The organism is Thauera sp. WB-2 (genome assembly GCF_027594845.1).
Taxonomy (GTDB): Bacteria; Pseudomonadota; Gammaproteobacteria; order Burkholderiales; family Rhodocyclaceae; genus Thauera; species Thauera mechernichensis.
Window position 1 is genome coordinate 1,471,926 of sequence record NZ_CP088935.1, and the last position, 15,890, is coordinate 1,487,815.

Consider the following 15,890-nt stretch of genomic DNA (forward strand, 5'->3'; position numbering starts at 1 on the left):
GATGGCGCAAGGTGCATCAGTTCGCCGCCGTGCGTTGATCGAGCTCGACCAGCGGGACGTGATAGGCCTTGAGAATGTCCTGGATCTCGCCCTGATGACTGTCCAGGAAGCCCTCGATCTGTTTCTGCCACTCAGGCTCGCCGCGGCGAATCCCCATGCCGAATGCGAAGTCGAACTGGATGCCGGGCTCCGACTTCAGCGGCACCACCTTGAGCGGCGGGTCGACCTGGCGTGCGTAGTAGCCGGCGACCGGACCCCAGACGATGGCGACGTCAATCTTGCCCGACACGAGGTCCTTGTCGATGATGTCGCCCACGTAATGATCCATGGCGACGTTGATCGTCTGGTAGGGCACGCCCTGGTCGACGAGGTTGTGGCGATCCATCCACTTCGACACCGGCGACTTGTCATAGAGGCCGATCTTGAGCTTGCCGAGGCGCTCCTGGCCAAGCGCGAGGAAGTCGTCCACCGTGGCGACGTCGTCCAGGCCCTTGCCGGGCGGGATCACCATGGCATAGGTCGAGCGGTAGTAGGGCTTGGTGACGGCGACCTGGTCGAAGCCCACCGGCAGCCCGATGATCACGTCGCAGGGGTAGTCCTCGCCCGGTAACTTGTAGCGCAAGGTGTTGCGGATGAACACGAAGCGCTGCGGATAGTTGAAGTAGGTGACCGGGACGCCGAGATGCTTGCCGAACAGCTCGGCGATGCGGTTCTCGAAACCCTCCTCACCGGCATTGGAGAAGGGCATGTTGTTCGGGTCCTGGCACACGCGCAGCGCGTCGCGGCCGTTGGCCTTGCCTTGCTCGGCGTGTGCCTCGATGGGCGCGAGCAGCAGCAGGATTGCGGACAGTGCGCCGACGGTGCCGGCGGCGAGGTGCGGGACGCGTGGGCGTCGGGCTTGGCTCTCAGTCATCGGAAGTCCCGTCGGCTCATTCGATCGCGCTCACTCGCGCGCGGGTTATGGCACCGTCCGACCGCCCCTTGAGGTAGGCATAGAGGTGGTCGATGTTGTCCATCACGCGCTGGTCGCTGCCAAAGCTCTGCATGCCCTTGTCCAGGCGACCGTCGCGCACGACGGTGACGAACTCGTCCCTGCTCAGCGTCTTCAGGCTTTCGATCAGCGAGGGGCCAACCATGCCTTCCTGGTTGGCGCCGTGGCAGCGGTCGCAGGCGGCAGCTCGCCAGGTACGGAAACCCTGCAAGGTGTCGGCATCCACCTTGTAGCCGTCTACCACGGTGTACAGGGGCTTGTCGGACGCGCTGCTCTTGGCCGCGGCCCGGGCGTCTTCCGCCTGGGTCGCGGAACCGAAGCAGAGCAGGGCGAATGCAATGGCGAACTGCCTGTGTCTCATGACTCCTCCTCCATCCGGGCTCGATGCGGCCCGTCGGTCTCGATCGGCGGGCTCGATCACGCCGCCTTGTCTTTGTGTTGTCTGATCCCTTGTGCCGCCCGGGGTTCATGGGCCGGGGGCGGAGATCGAAACGGCCTGTTGCAGGGAGGGCTGGCCGGTGGCCCGTGCTGCGGCCACCGGTGCCCGCGCCATCAACGATTGGGCAGTGCGAAGATCGTCAGCGAGCCGCCGAGCTGGGTGTAGTTCTGCAGGTCGCGGTAGCCGCCCACCGCGCCCAGGCCATCGGTGTCCTGCTCCAGCCCTGCCGCCATGCCGATGCCGGCCCAGCCGCCGATACCCGAGAACACGCCCAGGTATTGCTTGCCCTTGTGCAGGTAGGTGAACACGTTGCCGATGATGCCCGAGGGCGTCTTGAAGCTGTACAGCTCCTTGTTGATGTCCTTGGCATCAACACACTTCAGGTGGCCTTCCAGCGTGCCGAAGCAGGAGATGCCGCCAGCCGTGTTGAGCGAACCGCTCCATACCGAGAACTTCTCGGGCTTGGACTGCACGATCTTGCCTTCGCCCGCATCCCAGGCGATGAAGTTGCCCATGCCGCCATGGCTGTTGGGTGTCGGGAACATCGACAGCGTGGCGCCGACATAGGGCTGGCCGGCGACGTACTCGACCTCGAAGGGCTCGTAGTCCATGCACACATGGTTGGTCGGCACGTAGAACAGGCCGGTATTGGGGTCGAAGGAGGCCGGTTGCTGGTCCTTGGTGCCGAGCGCGGCCGGGCAGATGCCCTTCACGTTCACGTCGGGGCCGTGGTTCGGGTTGGTGAACTTCGAGGTGGAGTACTGGGCGACGACTTGCGGCCGGCCGGTCTTCATATCGACATGCGAGGCCCAGTTCACCGTCGGATCGTACTTCTCGGCCACCAGCAGTGCGCCATTGGTACGGTCCATGGTGTAGGCGAAGCCGTTGCGGTCGAAGTGCACCAGCGCCTTGGTGTCCTTGCCCTTGACCTTGATGTCGGCGAGGATCATCTCATTGACGCCGTCGTAGTCCCACTCGTCATGCGGCGTCATCTGGTAGACCCACTTGGCGACACCGGTGTCGAGGTCGCGGGCGAAGATGGTCATCGTCCACTTGTTGTCACCCGGGCGCTGCGAGGGGTTCCAGGTCGAGGGGTTGCCGGTACCGTAGTAGACCAGGTTGAGTGCGGGGTCGTAGCTGAACCAGCCCCAGGTGGTGCCACCGCCGATCTTCCACTGGTCGCCCTGCCAGGTCTTGAGCGAGGAGTCCTTGCCAACCGGCTTGAGCTCGCCGTCTGTCCAGGTCATGGTCTTGTCGGGGTCGATCAGCATCTCGGCATCGGGGCCTACGCTGTAGCCCTTCCACACCTGCTTGCCGGTGTTGATGTCGTAGGCGGCGAGGAAGCCGCGCACACCCCATTCGCCACCCGAGATGCCGGTGATCACCTTGTCGCCGAATACGTGCGGGGCGTTGGTGTTGACTGCGCCGAGCTTCGGATCGCCGTTGACCACGCTCCACAGCACCTTGCCGTCCTTGGCGTCGAGCGCGACCAGGGTGCTGTCGGCCTGCTGCAGGAAGATCTTGCCTTCGGCGTAGGCCAGGCCGCGATACACGGTGTCACAGCACATCTGCGCGATCACCGACGGATCCTGGCGCGGCTCGTGGCGCCAGACGATCTTCTGGGTGTCGAGATCGATCGCAAACACCTTGTTGGGGAAGGGCGTGTGGATGTACATCATGCCGTCGATGACGAGCGGCGAGCCTTCGTGACCGCGCAGCACGCCGGTGGAGAAGGTCCACGCGACCTGCATGTCGCCCACGTTGTCCTTGTTGATCTGGTCCAGCTTGCTGTAGCGCTGGTTGTAGAAGTCGCCGGCCTGGGCCGCCCAGTTGCCCGGATTGTCGATCTTGGCCTTGAGGTCGGCATTCGCTGATGCGAGCCCCGGAAGTGCGAGCAATACGGCGGCCAGAAGCTGCATGTTGCGACGGGCGGGATTCCCGGTCTGTTTCATTTTTGTCTCCTCACTATTCAACGCTGAGTTGTATTGCCACACGAAACGCACTGCACCTCGCCGCGGCTCACGAGGACTACCGTGGCCTGCCTCCATCGCTGGTGGTCGTGGCCGTGAAACTGGTTCTGCCAATGCAAAGGCTGTGCCATCCACGCCGAAGCACCGCCTGCACGGGCCGGGAGGGCCCTGCAGCGCGCCATTCGCCGGCAAGCATGGGGTCCGTCGGCAGATCTCCGGCAACCAGGGCAGTGGGTGGGCGGCGTGCGCGCAGGAGAGGGCGTGGCGCTGCTGAGGGCGCCTGCTTAAATATGGGGCAGGTGCTACTTTTTGGGACATCCGGCAGCCGTTGCCAGGGCGCGTGGCGGGCTGCGCAGACCCGACGGCAGGGCTGTGGCGTGCCGGTGGCGAACTGGCACAGAATGCCGCGATGATTCCGCGCACCGATGCCCCCACGATCGCCCTTGCGGCGTATTCCGCCCGCAGCCTCGCCGCCTGTGCGCGTGCGAGCGGCTTCCGAGCGATCGCCCTCGACCTGTTCGGCGACCAGGACACGCTTGCGCTCGCCGACGCCTGGTACGCCATCGGTGGCGACGGGCTGGCGATCGATGCCGACCGCCTGCTGGCTGCGCTGCACCTGCTGCGCGCGCGCGGTGTGCTGGGCTGGGTGGCGGGCAGCGGCTTCGAGGCGCACGGCGAACTCCTGCAGGCGGCCTCGGCAGTGCTGCCGCTGATCGGCAACGGCGCCGAGCTTGTGCGGCGCGTGCGCACGCCGGCGACGTTCTTCGCGGTGCTGGCCGAGCTGGGAATCGCCCACCCGCCTTCGCAGACCGCGCCGCCCGCACGGCTCAGCGGCTGGCTGCTGAAGGATGCGCACGCCTGCGGCGGCTGGCACATCGAACGCCTGGCGCAGCGGGTGGGGGCACCCGTGCGCCCTGGGCCGGGCCTCCATTACCAGCGCGAGCTGCGCGGCGAGGCGTACTCCGCGCTCTTTCTCGCCGATGGGCGCGAGGCTTGCGTCCTCGGCATCGCCCGCCAGATCGTCCGGGCGCTGGGGCGGCGGCCTTTCGTGTACCGGGGCGGTGTCGGCCCGGTCGCCCTGCCGCTGTCCGTCGAGCAGGCCGTGCAGCGGGCGGTGTCACTGCTGGCCGGGGCGTTCGCGCTGCGTGGGCTCAACGGTATCGATTTCATCGTCGATGGCGAGGGCGGCATGCAGGTGCTGGAGCTCAACCCGCGCCCGACCGCGGCGGTCAGTCTGTTCCACGACGCCGTCGAGGGCGGGCTCCTGCGCGCCCATGTCGAGGCCAGCGCCGGCCGCTTGGTCCGGCCCGGCGCGTGCGGGTCGCCCGTACGGGGTTTCGAGACCGTTTTTGCACGCCAGCCGGGGCGGGTGGGGGCCGCGCTGGGGCGCGCCCTGCTCGACCGAGCCTGGGTGTGCGACGTGCCGCCCGCCGGTCGCAGGCATGCGCGCGGTGATCCGGTATGCACCGTGCTTGCACAGGGGCCGTCCGCCGAGGCCGTCCTGCGCGCGCTGGACAGCCGCCGCTGCGCGCTGCTCGAGGCCCTGGACACTGGCGTGCTGTGCACCATCGGTGCCGACACATTGGAGGGAGACGCGCAATGAACGCGATGCAGGGGGCCTTCCTGTGGGCGTGCGGGCTCGATGTTGCGGTGCGCAAGCCTGGCAACGTCAGCTTTGCCTCCGGCGGGCATGACATGGTGGCGCAGCAGTTCCTCACCAGCGCCAGGGTTTCCGCGCCGGCCTTGTGCGAGCCCGGGGCTGCGCCCGGCGCCAGGCTCGAGGCGGCGGTGGCGGCCACGCGCGCGGCAGTGGGCTGCAACACCAACCTCGGGATCCTCCTGCTGGCCATGCCGCTGGTGTGTGCGGCCGAGCGTGCCGGCGAGCGCAGCTGCCGCAGTCTGCGCAGCGCGCTGCAGGGCTGCCTGCGGGCGCTCGACCTCGCCGACGCGGCAGCCGCGTACCGTGCGATCGCGCTCGCCAATCCGGGCGGGCTGGGGGCGGCAGACGAGGAGGACGTGTCGCGGCCGCCGACGGTCGGCTTGCGCGCCGCCATGGCCCTGGCCGCCGACCGCGACCTCATCGCACGACAGTACGCCGACGACTACCGGCTGGTGTTCGAGTTCGGCCTGGATGCCTTTCAGGCGCCCGTGGCCGCGACCCTGGCGCAGCGCGTGCAGGCGGTCTACCTGGCCTGGCTGGCCACGCACCCGGACTCCCACCTGCGGCGCAAGTTCGGCGACGCCGTAGCCGAGCAGGTGCGTTGCGAGGCCGTGCCCTGGCAGGCGCGCCTGGCGCGCGATCCCACCGCGGCCGAGGCGGCGGACTTTGCGCGCTGGGATGCTTCGCTAAAGGCGCGCGGCCTCAACCCCGGCACGAGTGCCGACCTGACGGTGTGCACCCTGTTCGTGGCTGCGCTGCTGCAACCGTCGTGGGTCGATTGCGGGGTCGACTGCCGGGCCGATGGTTGTGGCGATGGCCGTGGCGATGACGTATGGAACGATGCTTGCTAAACAGCACGGGTCGGCACCGTCCGCCGCTGTCGTTCACCGTCATCGTTCATCGTCACCGGGCCCTTCAAAGACCATGAGCTTCCTTCGTTCCGCAGCAGCGTCCACGCGCCACCACGCGCGCAGCGTGACTGTCGATGCGCCGGCGCGTCTCCACCTGGGTTTTCTCGACCCCAACGGCAGTCTCGGGCGCCGCTTCGCCAGCCTGGGGCTGGTCATCGAGGGCTTCGAAGCCCGGCTTGCGGTCAGCGCGGCGGCGCGCAACGCAGTCGAGATCGGAGCGGGCCTGGGCACGGTGCCGGGGCAGGACGAGAACCGCGAACGCATCGCCCGCTACCTCGACCTGCTGCAGCGCGAGACCGGACTGGACACGCCCTTGAGCCTGCGCCTGAATGCCGCACCGCCGCCGCACTCGGGCTTCGGCTCCGGCACCCAGCTTGCGCTCGCGGTGGGCCGGGCCTTCTGCACCTGGCATGGCCTCGAGGTGCCGACCCGCCGGCTGGCCGCGATCCTCGGGCGCGGCAAGCGCTCGGGCGTCGGCATTGCCGGTTTCGATCGCGGCGGGCTGCTGCTCGATGGCGGCCCGGGGGCGGACGGCAGCGCCGCACCCTTGCTCGCGCATGCCACGTTCCCGGCCGAGTGGACGGTCATGCTGGTGCTGGACGAGCGCATGGACGGCTTGTGCGGCGCTGCCGAACGGGTCGCAATGGATGCGCTGGCGCCTTTCCCGCGCGCGCTCGCCGCCGATCTCAGTCACCAGGTGCTGATGCGGGTGCTGCCGGCAGTGATCGAGCGCGATTTCGAGCCCTTCGCCGCGGGCGTCAGCCACGTCCAGCGCCTCATCGGCGACTACTTTGCCCCAGCCCAGGGCGGATCGATGTACACCAGCGCGGCCGTCGGGCACATGCTGGAATGGTTGCGCGGCATCGAGGCGGCCGCGATCGGCCAGAGTTCGTGGGGGCCCACCGGCTTCGCAATCCTGCGCTCGCGGGCGGTGGCCGAGCGTGTGCTGGCGGCGGCGCGCGCGGCCGGTGCGCTCGACCCCGCGCTGCGCGTGGTGCTTACCACGGCGAACAATCGAGGTGCGCGCGTCGGACTTGGTGCGCCTGCGCTGCAACGCGCCTGAGGGTGCCGCGCGGGCTTCCGGGTCGCCGGCGTGCCGGCGCAGACGATCATTCATCCCCACCCCAGGCGAGGAGGGCTCTCATGGAGCGCAGCTACATCCTTCACATGTTCACCCCAGGCAAGCAGATGAGCCCGTTCGACATCAACATGGCGGTCGATGCCGGCTACCAGGTGGTCGTGCCCTACTGCGGGGTCAGTCTCGACGAGATCACCGGCCTCACCCAGGATGCGATCTTCTCGCGCGGCCCCAAGGGCGTGAAGGCCACGGGCATCTTCATCGGCGGGCGCGACGTCATGCTCGCCGCCGACATGCTGGCGCGGGCGCGCAAGGCCATGGTGCCGCCCTTCGAGGTGTCGGTGATCGCCGATCCGAGCGGCGCCTACACCACCGCGGCGGCGCTGGTGGCCTGCGTGGAGCGGCAGTTGGGCGTGGCGCACGGCACCGACCTCACCGGCAAGCGGGTGCTGATCCTGGGCGGCACGGGCACGGTCGGGCGTATTGCCGGCGTGCTCGCCGCCGGGCTCGGTGCGCAGGTCACGCTCGCCAGCCATCGCGACCAAGCCAATGCCGAGCGTGCTGCGGCCGAGACCGCGCAGCGCTTTGGCTGCAGCCTGCGCGGCGCGGGTACGGGGGACGAGGCCAGCCGGCGCGCAGCGCTCGCCGAGGCCGACGTGGTGCTGGCAACGGCTGCTGCCGGGGTGCAGGTGATGAGCGCGGACGACCGTGCCAGTGCCGCCGGGCTGCTGGTGGCGGCCGACGTCAACGCCGTACCGCCCGAGGGCATCGCAGGCGTGGGCGTGATGGACAACGGCAAGCCGATCGCGGGTATGCGCGCGGTCGGCATCGGCGCGCTGGCCGTGGGCAACGTCAAGTACCAGGTCGAGAACGGCCTGCTGGTGGCCATGCGCAACGCCGACAAGCCGCTCTACCTCGGCTTTGCCGAGGCCTTCGACAAGGCGCGCGAGATCCTCGCCGCCAAGGGCTGATACGGGAGGCAGGATGAGCGAAGGACATGCACACGCGGGCGGTGCCCCCAGCCTGAGCGTCAACCGGCTCGCCGCCCCCGTGCTGGCCCGCCTGCTGGAGGATGCGGACGCGCTCGGTGTCGGCGTGGCGCGCCTGGACAATGGCGTCACCCTGGTCGATGGCGGTATCGCGACGCGCGGCAGCGTGGCCGCCGGCCTGCTCATCGGCGAGATCTGCATGGGCGGCCTTGGCGAGGTCCGGCTGTGTGCACGCACGGAGGCGCAGTGGTCGGGCTGGCTGGAGGTGTCGAGCGCGCAGCCGGTGCTGGCCTGCCTGGCAAGCCAGTACGCGGGCTGGAGCCTGGCGGCGAGCAAGGAGGAGGCGGGCGGGCGCAAGTTCTTCGCGCTCGGCTCGGGTCCGGCGCGAGCGCTGGCCTGCCGTGAAGCGCTGTTTGCCGAGCTCGGCTATCGCGACCACGCCGAGGCAGGCGTGCTGGTGCTGGAGGTCGACCGCCCGCCGCCCGCGGTGGTGATCGACAAGATCCTGCGCGACTGCGCACTCCCGCCCGCCGCGCTGACGGTGGTGCTGACGCCCACCACCAGCCTGGCCGGCACCACCCAGGTGGTCGCGCGCGTGCTGGAGGTGGCGATGCACAAGGCGCACGAGCTCGGCTTTGCACTCGCCGACGTGGTGGACGGCCATGCCAGCGCGCCGCTGCCGGTGCCCAGCCCCGACGCCGGTGTGGCGATGGGGCGCACCAACGACGCCATCCTCTATGGCGGGCGCGTGCACCTCAAGGTCAGGGGCAGCGACGAGGCCGCGCAGGCGCTCGCGCAGCGTCTGCCGTCGTCCAACTCGCGTGATTACGGGCGCTCGTTCGCCGACATCTTTCGCGACTACGAGTACGACTTCTACAAGATCGACCCGGCGCTGTTCGCGCCTGCCGAGGTGTGGGTGAGCAACCTCGACAGCGGCCGCAGCTGGCACGCCGGCGGGGTGGACATGGCCTTGCTGCGCAGCCTGTGGCTGGAGCCCTGACATGACCGAGCGCCGCGTCGCCATCTTCACCGACGAGACCGGCTGGCACACGCGCCGGCTGCGCCAGGCGCTGGTGCGGCGGGGTTTCGAGGGGCGCTGCGTCGATCTCGCGGCGTGCCGCTTCGACACCGCAGCCTCGCCCCACGGCGTGCTCATCCCCGGCTTCGGCAAGGCCTTGCCATGCGCCGCGATCGTGCGTGGCATCGCCGGCGGCAGCCTGGAACAGATCACCAAGCGCCTGGGCATCCTGCATGCGCTGCGCGAGCTGGGTGTGCCGGTGTACAACGAGGCACGCGCCATCGAGCGCAGCGTCGACAAGGCGATGACCAGCTTCCTGCTCCATCGCGCCGGGGTCGCGACCCCGCAGGCCTGGGCAGTGGAGGACGAGGCCCAGGCAAGGCGCATCCTGGTGCGCGAGGCGGCAGCCGGCCACGGCCTGGTGGTGAAGCCGATGTTCGGCTCGCAGGGCAAGGGCGTGCTGCGCGTGGGAGCGGTCGACGGTGGTTTCGTGGCCCTGCCGCCGCTGGGCGAACTGGCCGGGCTTGCCTACCTGCAACGCTTCGTGCCGCAGGCCGAGTCGCCGCAGGCGCCCGGTTTCGACTGGCGCGTGCTGGTGATCGGCGGGCAGGCGCGCGCGGCGATGAAGCGCGTCAGCGCCCATTGGGTGCGCAACGTGGCGCGCGGCGCGCGCTGCCAAGCCTGCGCGCTCGAGCCCGGCCTGGCAGCGCTGGCCGAGGCTGCCGCTGCCGCGTTGGGCATGGACTACGCCGGCGTGGATCTCGTGCCCGATGCCGCTGCCGCGTCCGGGGCGCAGGTCATCGAGGTCAATGGCGTGGCCGCATGGCGTGGCCTGCAGCGGGTGACGGCGTTCGACATCGCGCAGGCGCTGGTGGACGATCTGCTCGCTCGCCGGCTCGGTGTGGGGCTTGATCAGGGCGTGGCACAGGTGTGTCATTTTTGATCAGGTGTATCGCGCTTTCGCAGGCGCCTGAACACACGGCACCGCATCCTCGCCGCGCCGGTGCCGGTTTGCGATGTGCATGCGAGCTGGCACGGAATCTGTATTGAAAGGGGCGATGCCCGGGTCCGCACCCGCTCCCGGACAGATGGCGTCCCCCCCGGGATTGCCAGACCACCACATCGAATGGAGACACAAGAATGGCAAAGATCGATCGCATGCTCGTGGGGGAGTCCCTGGTCGGTGACGGGAACGAGGTCGCGCACATCGACCTCATCCTCGGACCGCGGGGAAGCGCGGCCGAAACGGCTTTCGCCACTGCGCTGACGAACAACAAGGATGGCTTCACGTCGCTGCTCGCCGTCGTCGCGCCCAACCTGCTGTGCAAGCCGGCGACGGTGATGTTCAACAAGGTCACCATCAAGGGCGCCAAGCAGGCGGTGCAGATGTTCGGCCCCGCCCAGCGTGCCGTGGCCATGGCGGTCGCCGACAGTGTCGAGGACGGCACCATCCCGGCGGACGAGGCCGACAACCTGTTCGTCTGCGTCGGCGTCTTCATCCACTGGCTGGCCGAGGACGACAAGAAGATCCAGGACTACAACTACCAGGCCACGCGCGAAGCCATCAAGCGCGCGGTGAACGGCGAGCCGTCAGCCGCCGAGATGCTGGCAAAGAAGGGCAGCTCTGCCCACCCCTTCGCCGCCAACTGAGCCAGGCATCTGCGTCAGCAGGCTGCTGCCGGCAGGAAAAAAGGCCGAAGCGCTCGCTTCGGCCTTTTTGCTGCTTCGCGCCCGGGCTTCAGCCGCGCTCGCCCGGCACCATGCCGGCGCCGAGCAGGCTCAGCACTTCGGCCGGGCCGCGGCGCTCCGTCGCGGACGGTGGCTGCCGGCGGCGGCGTTCGATCATCACCCCCACGCTGTCCACGTCCTCGAACTTGCGCGGCTTGGTGACGCGGACGCGCACCCAGTGGGCGCCGAAACGGCCGAGCAGCAGGCTGGCCACGGCCTCGGCGAAGGCTTCGAGCAGGCGGTAGCGGTGGTTCGCCATCATCTCGCACAGCGCGCTGCGCACCTCGCTGTAGTCGATGGTGTCGCCGATGTGGTCGGTGTCGCAGGCCAGGCTGCGCGGCAGGCCGGCGGCGAGGTCGATGCGCACGGGCTGGGTGTCGTGCAGCTCGTCGTGGTGGATGCCGATCACCGTCTGGCCCAGGAAGCCGTCGATGAAGATGATGTCGAGGCTTGCGGCGACCGGGTCGTGCATCGAGTGGGTGTGCAGGTTGAGGGTGTCGGACATCGGGCTGGGGTTGGGCTGTGGGGTCAAGGCCGGGGTCTCCATGCGAGGGCGCGAGCAGTGCGGGGCGTGACGAGGCCGCCAGGGCGGTTCGACCACCACTCAAGCGAAAAGCGCGCCATCGGTGGGGGCAGTCCTGCTGCCTTGCCCGTCCTTGCCGTGGCTATAATCGATCAGGCCATGCAGCGCGCCGTGCGTGGCGAGGCGGGCATGCTAGTTGCTGAAGAGCATCCATCACAAGAACATTCGAGACACGCGGCCTGAGTCCTGCCGCGCGCGCCCCAACCGGACCCTTCGATGTCCCACGCCGAAACCCATACCGCGCATCCGCTGCCTGGCGATCTCGACGAGCAGGATTACAGGCTGCCGACGGGCGGCACCGCAGGCGACATGGCACGCCGCAGCCGCTTCGCCTGGGCGCTCACCGGCTCCGGCCACTACCTGCAGGAATGCATCGCGCTCGCCCTGCGCCTGCCGGCGGTCGATCTCTTCCTGTCGGCGGCGGCCGAGGAAGTACTGCCGCTCTACGACTTCCGTATCGCCGAGCTGCGCGAGCGCTGCCGCGTGTTCCGCGACAAGACGGCCAGCTCGGTGCCGGTCGGCATGCTCTACGACGACGTCTATCACACCGTGATCGTCGCCCCGGCGACCAGCAACACGGTCGCCAAGTGCGCCTTCGGCATATCCGACACGCTGCCCACCAACATCTTCGCCCAGGCCGGCAAGCTGGAGATCCCCGGCATCGTGCTGGCCTGCGACATGAAGCCGGTGGTCGTCACCAAGGCCCCGCGCGAATGGGTCGAGCTCAAGCCGCGCAACATCGAACTGGAGAACGTCGAGCGCCTGCGCCGCATCGACTTCTGCGAAGTGGTCGAATCCCCCGATGAACTCGAGCAGCGCCTGCAGCGCCGCCTCGACGAGCTGGCACTGACATGGAACGCATCCTCTTCCTGACCGGCCGGCTCGCCCACCACAGCCTGGAGAAGGTGCTCGCCGGCATGGCCCCCGCGCCCTTCGAATGGGAGGTGCGCGAACTCGGCCTGCAGGTCGCCGGGCTGATGACGGCCGACATGATCCAGCGCCGCCTGCACGACGTCGCCGGCTTCGACCGCGTGCTGGTGCCCGGGCGCTGCCGCGGCGACCTCGTTGCGCTCGGTGCCCACCTCGGCGTGCCGGTCGAGCGCGGGCCGGAGGAGCTCAAGGACTTGCCGCGCCACTTCAACCGCGCGGCGCGCGCGGTCGACCTGTCGCGCTACGACACGCGCATCTTCGCCGAGATCGTCGAGGCTCCCCAGCTCGGCGTGGACGGGGTGCTGGCGCGGGCGCGCCAGCTGCGCGCCTGCGGCGCCGACGTGATCGACCTCGGCTGCCTGCCCGAGACGCCTTTTCCGCACCTTGAGGACTGCGTCGCCGCCCTCAAGGCCGAGGGCTTCGCGGTGTCGGTCGACTCGCTCAACCCGCAGGAACTGCTGCGCGGCGGGCGTGCCGGCGCCGACTACCTGCTGAGCCTGTCGCTCGACAGCCTGTGGATTGCCGACGAGGTCGCCTCGACCCCGGTCATCATCCCGCGCGAGCCGTCCGACGAGGCCTCGCTGCATGCCGCGGTGGAGACCATGCTGCGGCGCGGGCGGCCCTTTCTCGCCGATGCCATTCTCGATCCCATCCCCTTCGGCCTGCTCGCCTCGCTGTGCCGCTACCAGCGCCTGCGCGAGCGCTATCCCGAGCTGGCGATCATGATGGGCGTGGGCAATGTCACCGAGCTTACCGAGGCCGACACCAGCGGCATCAACGCGGTTCTGTTCGGCATCGCCGCCGAGCTCGGCGTAGCGGCCGTGCTCACCACCGAGGTGAGCGGCCATGCGCGGCGCGCCGTGCGCGAGGCCGACGTCGCGCGCCGCGTCATGCATGCCGCACGCGAGACCCGCAGCCTGCCCAAGGGCTTGTCCGACGCGCTGATGACGGTGCATGACAAGCGCCCCTTTCCCGACAGCCCGGACGAGATTGCCGAGACGGCCGCAGCGGTGCGCGACCCGAACTTCCGCGTGCAGGTCTCGGCGCAAGGCCTGCACGTCTACAACCGCGACGGCCACCACGTCGCCGCCGACCCTTTCGCGCTGTGGCCGAAGCTGGGGCTGGAGGACGACGGTGGCCACGCCTTTTACATGGGGGTGGAGCTGGCGCGTGCGGAGATCGCCTGGTCGCTCGGCAAGCGCTACACCCAGGACCAGCCGCTGGCCTGGGGCTGCGCGGTCGAGCGCGCCGCCGAAGACCTGCTCGCCTGGTGTGCCCCCGCATCCACCAAGACCCGGCGCGCGCCTGCGCAGCGGCCGGAAAGCGTTGAGGACAAGCCGCAAACATGATCTTCGAAACCGTGGTCAGTACCCTGTCGCCCGAGGGCGAGGTGCATCTGGCGCCGATGGGCGTGCGTTACGAGGGGGAGGGCGAGGAGGCGGTGGTGGCGCTGATGCCGTTCAAGCCCTCGCGCACGCTCGACAACATCCTCGCCACCCGCTGCGCGGTGCTCAATCTGACGACCGATGTGCGTGTGTTCGCCGGCTGCGTCACCGGCCGCCGCGAATGGCCCACGGTGGCGCTCGAGGGCTTCGCCGGCCGTCGCCTGGAGGGCGCGCTCGCCCACGTCGAGCTCGAACTGCGCGGCGACCAGGACGACGCCCTGCGCCCCACGCTGCGCATGCGGCGCGGCCGCGAGGTGCTGCACGCCAGTTTTCCCGGCTTCAACCGGGCCCAGGCGGCGGTGATCGAGGGCGCGGTGCTGGTCAGCCGGCTCGGCATGCTGCCGCGCAGCAAGGTCGAGACCGAAATGGAGTACCTGCAGATCGCCATCGACAAGACCGCCGGGCCGCGCGAGCAGACGGCCTGGGACTGGCTCTATGCCGCGGTCGAGCGCTACTACGCCGAGAACCCGGAGGCCGTGTGACATGCGCATGCTGGTGAGCGTGCGCGACGTCGCCGAGGCGCGCGAGGCGCTGCAGGCCGGGGTCGATTTCATCGACTTGAAGGAGCCGTCCGCGGGCGCGCTCGGTGGCCTGGCCTTGCCGCTGATCCGCGAGCTTGTGGCTGCGCTGCGGGCGGGCGAAGGTGGCCTTGATGCACGCGCGCGGCCGCTGATCAGCGCCACCATCGGCGACCTGCCGGTCGCTGCCCGCGCGGACATCCTGGCGCGCGCGCGCGCAGTCGGTGCGTGCGGGGTCGATCTGGTCAAGGTCGGCGTGCCCTGCCGTGGCGAAGCGGCGTGTGGGCTGCTGGCAGCGCTGGCCACACTGCCGCTGGCGATCGTGCCGGTGCTGATCGCCGACGACGGGCTGGACGCGGCGGTGATCGACGCCGCCTGTGTGCCGCCTTTTGCCGCGGTGATGGCCGACACCCAGGCGAAGCACGCCGGCAGCCTGCTCGACCTGCTCGGCGCCGAAGCCCTTGGCGCCTTCATCGAGCGCGCCCATGGCGCGGGGCGGATGGTGGGCTTGGCCGGCGCCCTGGGCGCCGCCGACCTTGCGCCACTGGCGCGGCTGGGGCCGGACTTCGCCGGCTTTCGCGGCGCAGTGTGCGAGGGGCGCCGTGAGGGCCGGCTCGATCCGCGGCGCCTGCGCGCGCTGCGCGCGGCGATCGACGGCCTGGCCACGCAGGTGGCCGCAGAGCCTGCGCGTACGGCCGCGGAAGCGCCCGCCGTGTGAGCCTGCAATGAGCGCGCGACCTGGCTCCGAGTGCGCGCCCGTGTACGCCTGGCGTGTGCTCGGCCTGCCGGTCGTGCTGCTGTGCATGATGCTTTTCGCAGGCGCGGCGGCTGCCAACGTCTTCGTTGCCGACCGCCGCGCTTACCGCCCCGCCGACCAGCCGCTGCTGCGCTCGGTAGGCATCGTGGTCAATGCCGGCCGCCAGGTCGGCAGCGCCTTCCTGGTCGGCGAATGCCACGCGGTGACGACCTTCCACTCGGCCTTCTTCCGTGACGCGCAGGCGGCCTCCAGCGAGGAGCCCATCGGCGTGCCCGATGACGTTCCGCATCGCGGACATGCGCTCGCCTTCCACATCGACCCCGATCCCGAGCGGCCGGGCGTGTTCCGCCACCGCAGCGTGGCGCGCGTGGTCGACTTCGGCAACTACCATCCGGCCGCCCCGCGCGGCATGACCGGCGACTGGGCCATCCTCCAGCTCGACGACTGCCTCGGCCGCGAATATGGCTTCCTGCCCACCCTGCGGCCGACCTCTGCCGACTATCTGCCGCAGGGCCCGTTGATGACGATCAGCTTCCCGTATTCGGGCGGAAAGCGGGTGGGTGTAGCGGTCGAGGAGGGCTGCCGGGCACGCGACAGCGGCCCGGTGATTGGCCTGATCGCGGTCGACTGCGCTTTCGAGGCCGGTATGTCGGGCGGACCGGTGCTCGAGAAGCAAGGTGATGGCCAATGGCGGGTGGTGGGCATCATGCAGCTGCGTTTCAGCCCGGTGAAGCGCGTGCTGCCTGCCTTCGAGTACCGCCACCGCAACCAGATGGTGCATGCCGTGGCCTTCTTCCGGGCGCTGGAGCGCGTGCTCGCGCAGCGCGCCGGGCGGCCACACTAAGGCTCACGCGCGCAAGGCGCGCGCTTGCG

At 69.7% G+C, this 15,890-nt stretch carries 16 protein-coding genes; 12 read left to right on the forward strand and 4 right to left on the reverse strand.

Translation table 11 applies throughout. The features are described from left to right. Positions 1 to 16 precede the first annotated feature (16 nt). From LQF09_RS06725 to LQF09_RS06735, 3 genes are all read right to left on the reverse strand, one after another. A complete protein-coding gene (locus tag LQF09_RS06725) occupies positions 17 to 913 on the reverse strand; it encodes a quinoprotein dehydrogenase-associated putative ABC transporter substrate-binding protein (RefSeq protein WP_270069514.1) in 897 nt (298 codons plus the stop codon). A gap of 16 nt (positions 914 to 929) precedes the next feature. Further along, positions 930 to 1,352, reverse strand: coding sequence for a c-type cytochrome (locus tag LQF09_RS06730; protein ID WP_002923410.1), 423 nt, complete (start codon positions 1,350 to 1,352; stop codon positions 930 to 932). A 191-nt stretch (positions 1,353 to 1,543) separates the two neighbouring features. Beyond that, a complete protein-coding gene (locus tag LQF09_RS06735; protein ID WP_002923413.1) occupies positions 1,544 to 3,382 on the reverse strand; it encodes a methanol/ethanol family PQQ-dependent dehydrogenase in 1,839 nt (612 codons plus the stop codon). A gap of 427 nt (positions 3,383 to 3,809) precedes the next feature. Between LQF09_RS06735 and LQF09_RS06740 the strand changes: the two genes are divergently transcribed. From LQF09_RS06740 to fae, 7 genes are all read left to right on the forward strand, one after another. Beyond that, positions 3,810 to 5,003, forward strand: coding sequence for an ATP-grasp domain-containing protein (locus LQF09_RS06740; protein WP_270069515.1), 1,194 nt, complete (start codon positions 3,810 to 3,812; stop codon positions 5,001 to 5,003). Next, positions 5,000 to 5,911: a triphosphoribosyl-dephospho-CoA synthase gene (locus LQF09_RS06745; RefSeq protein WP_270069516.1), complete on the forward strand. Its 912-nt coding sequence runs from the start codon at positions 5,000 to 5,002 to the stop codon at positions 5,909 to 5,911. Before LQF09_RS06740 ends, LQF09_RS06745 begins: the two co-directional genes overlap by 4 nt. A 73-nt stretch (positions 5,912 to 5,984) precedes the next feature. Then, entirely contained in the window at positions 5,985 to 7,034 is a 1,050-nt protein-coding gene (locus LQF09_RS06750) for a beta-ribofuranosylaminobenzene 5'-phosphate synthase family protein (RefSeq protein ID WP_270069517.1), read from the forward strand. 80 nt (positions 7,035 to 7,114) lie between these two features. Beyond that, a complete protein-coding gene (locus LQF09_RS06755) occupies positions 7,115 to 8,020 on the forward strand; it encodes an NAD(P)-dependent methylenetetrahydromethanopterin dehydrogenase (protein WP_270069518.1) in 906 nt (301 codons plus the stop codon). A gap of 13 nt (positions 8,021 to 8,033) precedes the next feature. Continuing rightward, on the forward strand, positions 8,034 to 9,038 hold the full coding sequence (gene mch, locus LQF09_RS06760; protein WP_270069519.1) for a methenyltetrahydromethanopterin cyclohydrolase: 1,005 nt from the start codon (positions 8,034 to 8,036) through the stop codon (positions 9,036 to 9,038). Position 9,039: 1 nt separating this feature from the next. After that, on the forward strand, positions 9,040 to 9,999 hold the full coding sequence (locus tag LQF09_RS06765; RefSeq protein ID WP_270069520.1) for an ATP-grasp domain-containing protein: 960 nt from the start codon (positions 9,040 to 9,042) through the stop codon (positions 9,997 to 9,999). 197 nt (positions 10,000 to 10,196) lie between these two features. Next, the gene (gene fae, locus LQF09_RS06770; RefSeq protein ID WP_002923426.1) at positions 10,197 to 10,706 is read left to right on the forward strand and encodes a formaldehyde-activating enzyme; all 510 of its coding nucleotides are present in this window, start codon (positions 10,197 to 10,199) and stop codon (positions 10,704 to 10,706) included. A gap of 88 nt (positions 10,707 to 10,794) precedes the next feature. Here fae and LQF09_RS06775 read toward each other — a convergent pair whose 3' ends face one another. Beyond that, positions 10,795 to 11,316, reverse strand: coding sequence for a dihydroneopterin aldolase (locus LQF09_RS06775; RefSeq protein ID WP_270069521.1), 522 nt, complete (start codon positions 11,314 to 11,316; stop codon positions 10,795 to 10,797). Between the two features lie 267 nt (positions 11,317 to 11,583). Between LQF09_RS06775 and LQF09_RS06780 the strand changes: the two genes are divergently transcribed. The 5 genes from LQF09_RS06780 to LQF09_RS06800 are packed head-to-tail and all read left to right on the forward strand — an operon-like array spanning position 11,584 to position 15,861. Further along, positions 11,584 to 12,240, forward strand: coding sequence for a flavoprotein (locus LQF09_RS06780; RefSeq protein ID WP_002923430.1), 657 nt, complete (start codon positions 11,584 to 11,586; stop codon positions 12,238 to 12,240). Further along, complete coding sequence (locus LQF09_RS06785; RefSeq protein WP_270069522.1) at positions 12,219 to 13,646, forward strand: DUF6513 domain-containing protein; 1,428 nt, start codon at positions 12,219 to 12,221, stop codon at positions 13,644 to 13,646. The genes LQF09_RS06780 and LQF09_RS06785 overlap by 22 nt, the downstream gene beginning before the upstream one ends. Continuing rightward, complete coding sequence (locus tag LQF09_RS06790; RefSeq protein ID WP_002923432.1) at positions 13,643 to 14,224, forward strand: DUF447 domain-containing protein; 582 nt, start codon at positions 13,643 to 13,645, stop codon at positions 14,222 to 14,224. The genes LQF09_RS06785 and LQF09_RS06790 overlap by 4 nt, the downstream gene beginning before the upstream one ends. A gap of 1 nt (position 14,225) precedes the next feature. Next, positions 14,226 to 14,978 carry a (5-formylfuran-3-yl)methyl phosphate synthase gene (locus LQF09_RS06795; RefSeq protein WP_270069523.1) on the forward strand — a complete coding sequence of 251 codons (753 nt, stop codon included), beginning with the start codon at positions 14,226 to 14,228 and terminating at the stop codon, positions 14,976 to 14,978. 7 nt (positions 14,979 to 14,985) lie between these two features. After that, positions 14,986 to 15,861, forward strand: a complete 876-nt coding sequence (locus LQF09_RS06800; protein WP_270069524.1) for a trypsin-like serine peptidase — start codon at positions 14,986 to 14,988, stop codon at positions 15,859 to 15,861. Positions 15,862 to 15,890 lie beyond the last annotated feature (29 nt).

Excerpts from the sequence above, each read along its gene's own strand:
- LQF09_RS06725 (WP_270069514.1), bottom strand. The coding sequence starts at position 913 with ATGACTGAGAGCCAAGCCCGACGCCCACGCGTCCCGCACCTCGCCGCC.
- LQF09_RS06730 (WP_002923410.1), bottom strand. The coding sequence starts at position 1,352 with ATGAGACACAGGCAGTTCGCCATTGCATTCGCCCTGCTCTGCTTCGGT.
- LQF09_RS06735 (WP_002923413.1), bottom strand. The coding sequence starts at position 3,382 with ATGAAACAGACCGGGAATCCCGCCCGTCGCAACATGCAGCTTCTGGCC.
- LQF09_RS06740 (WP_270069515.1), top strand. The coding sequence starts at position 3,810 with ATGATTCCGCGCACCGATGCCCCCACGATCGCCCTTGCGGCGTATTCC.
- LQF09_RS06745 (WP_270069516.1), top strand. The coding sequence starts at position 5,000 with ATGAACGCGATGCAGGGGGCCTTCCTGTGGGCGTGCGGGCTCGATGTT.
- LQF09_RS06750 (WP_270069517.1), top strand. The coding sequence starts at position 5,985 with ATGAGCTTCCTTCGTTCCGCAGCAGCGTCCACGCGCCACCACGCGCGC.
- LQF09_RS06755 (WP_270069518.1), top strand. The coding sequence starts at position 7,115 with ATGGAGCGCAGCTACATCCTTCACATGTTCACCCCAGGCAAGCAGATG.
- mch (WP_270069519.1), top strand. The coding sequence starts at position 8,034 with ATGAGCGAAGGACATGCACACGCGGGCGGTGCCCCCAGCCTGAGCGTC.
- LQF09_RS06765 (WP_270069520.1), top strand. The coding sequence starts at position 9,040 with ATGACCGAGCGCCGCGTCGCCATCTTCACCGACGAGACCGGCTGGCAC.
- fae (WP_002923426.1), top strand. The coding sequence starts at position 10,197 with ATGGCAAAGATCGATCGCATGCTCGTGGGGGAGTCCCTGGTCGGTGAC.
- LQF09_RS06780 (WP_002923430.1), top strand. The coding sequence starts at position 11,584 with ATGTCCCACGCCGAAACCCATACCGCGCATCCGCTGCCTGGCGATCTC.
- LQF09_RS06785 (WP_270069522.1), top strand. The coding sequence starts at position 12,219 with ATGGAACGCATCCTCTTCCTGACCGGCCGGCTCGCCCACCACAGCCTG.
- LQF09_RS06790 (WP_002923432.1), top strand. The coding sequence starts at position 13,643 with ATGATCTTCGAAACCGTGGTCAGTACCCTGTCGCCCGAGGGCGAGGTG.
- LQF09_RS06795 (WP_270069523.1), top strand. The coding sequence starts at position 14,226 with ATGCGCATGCTGGTGAGCGTGCGCGACGTCGCCGAGGCGCGCGAGGCG.
- LQF09_RS06800 (WP_270069524.1), top strand. The coding sequence starts at position 14,986 with ATGAGCGCGCGACCTGGCTCCGAGTGCGCGCCCGTGTACGCCTGGCGT.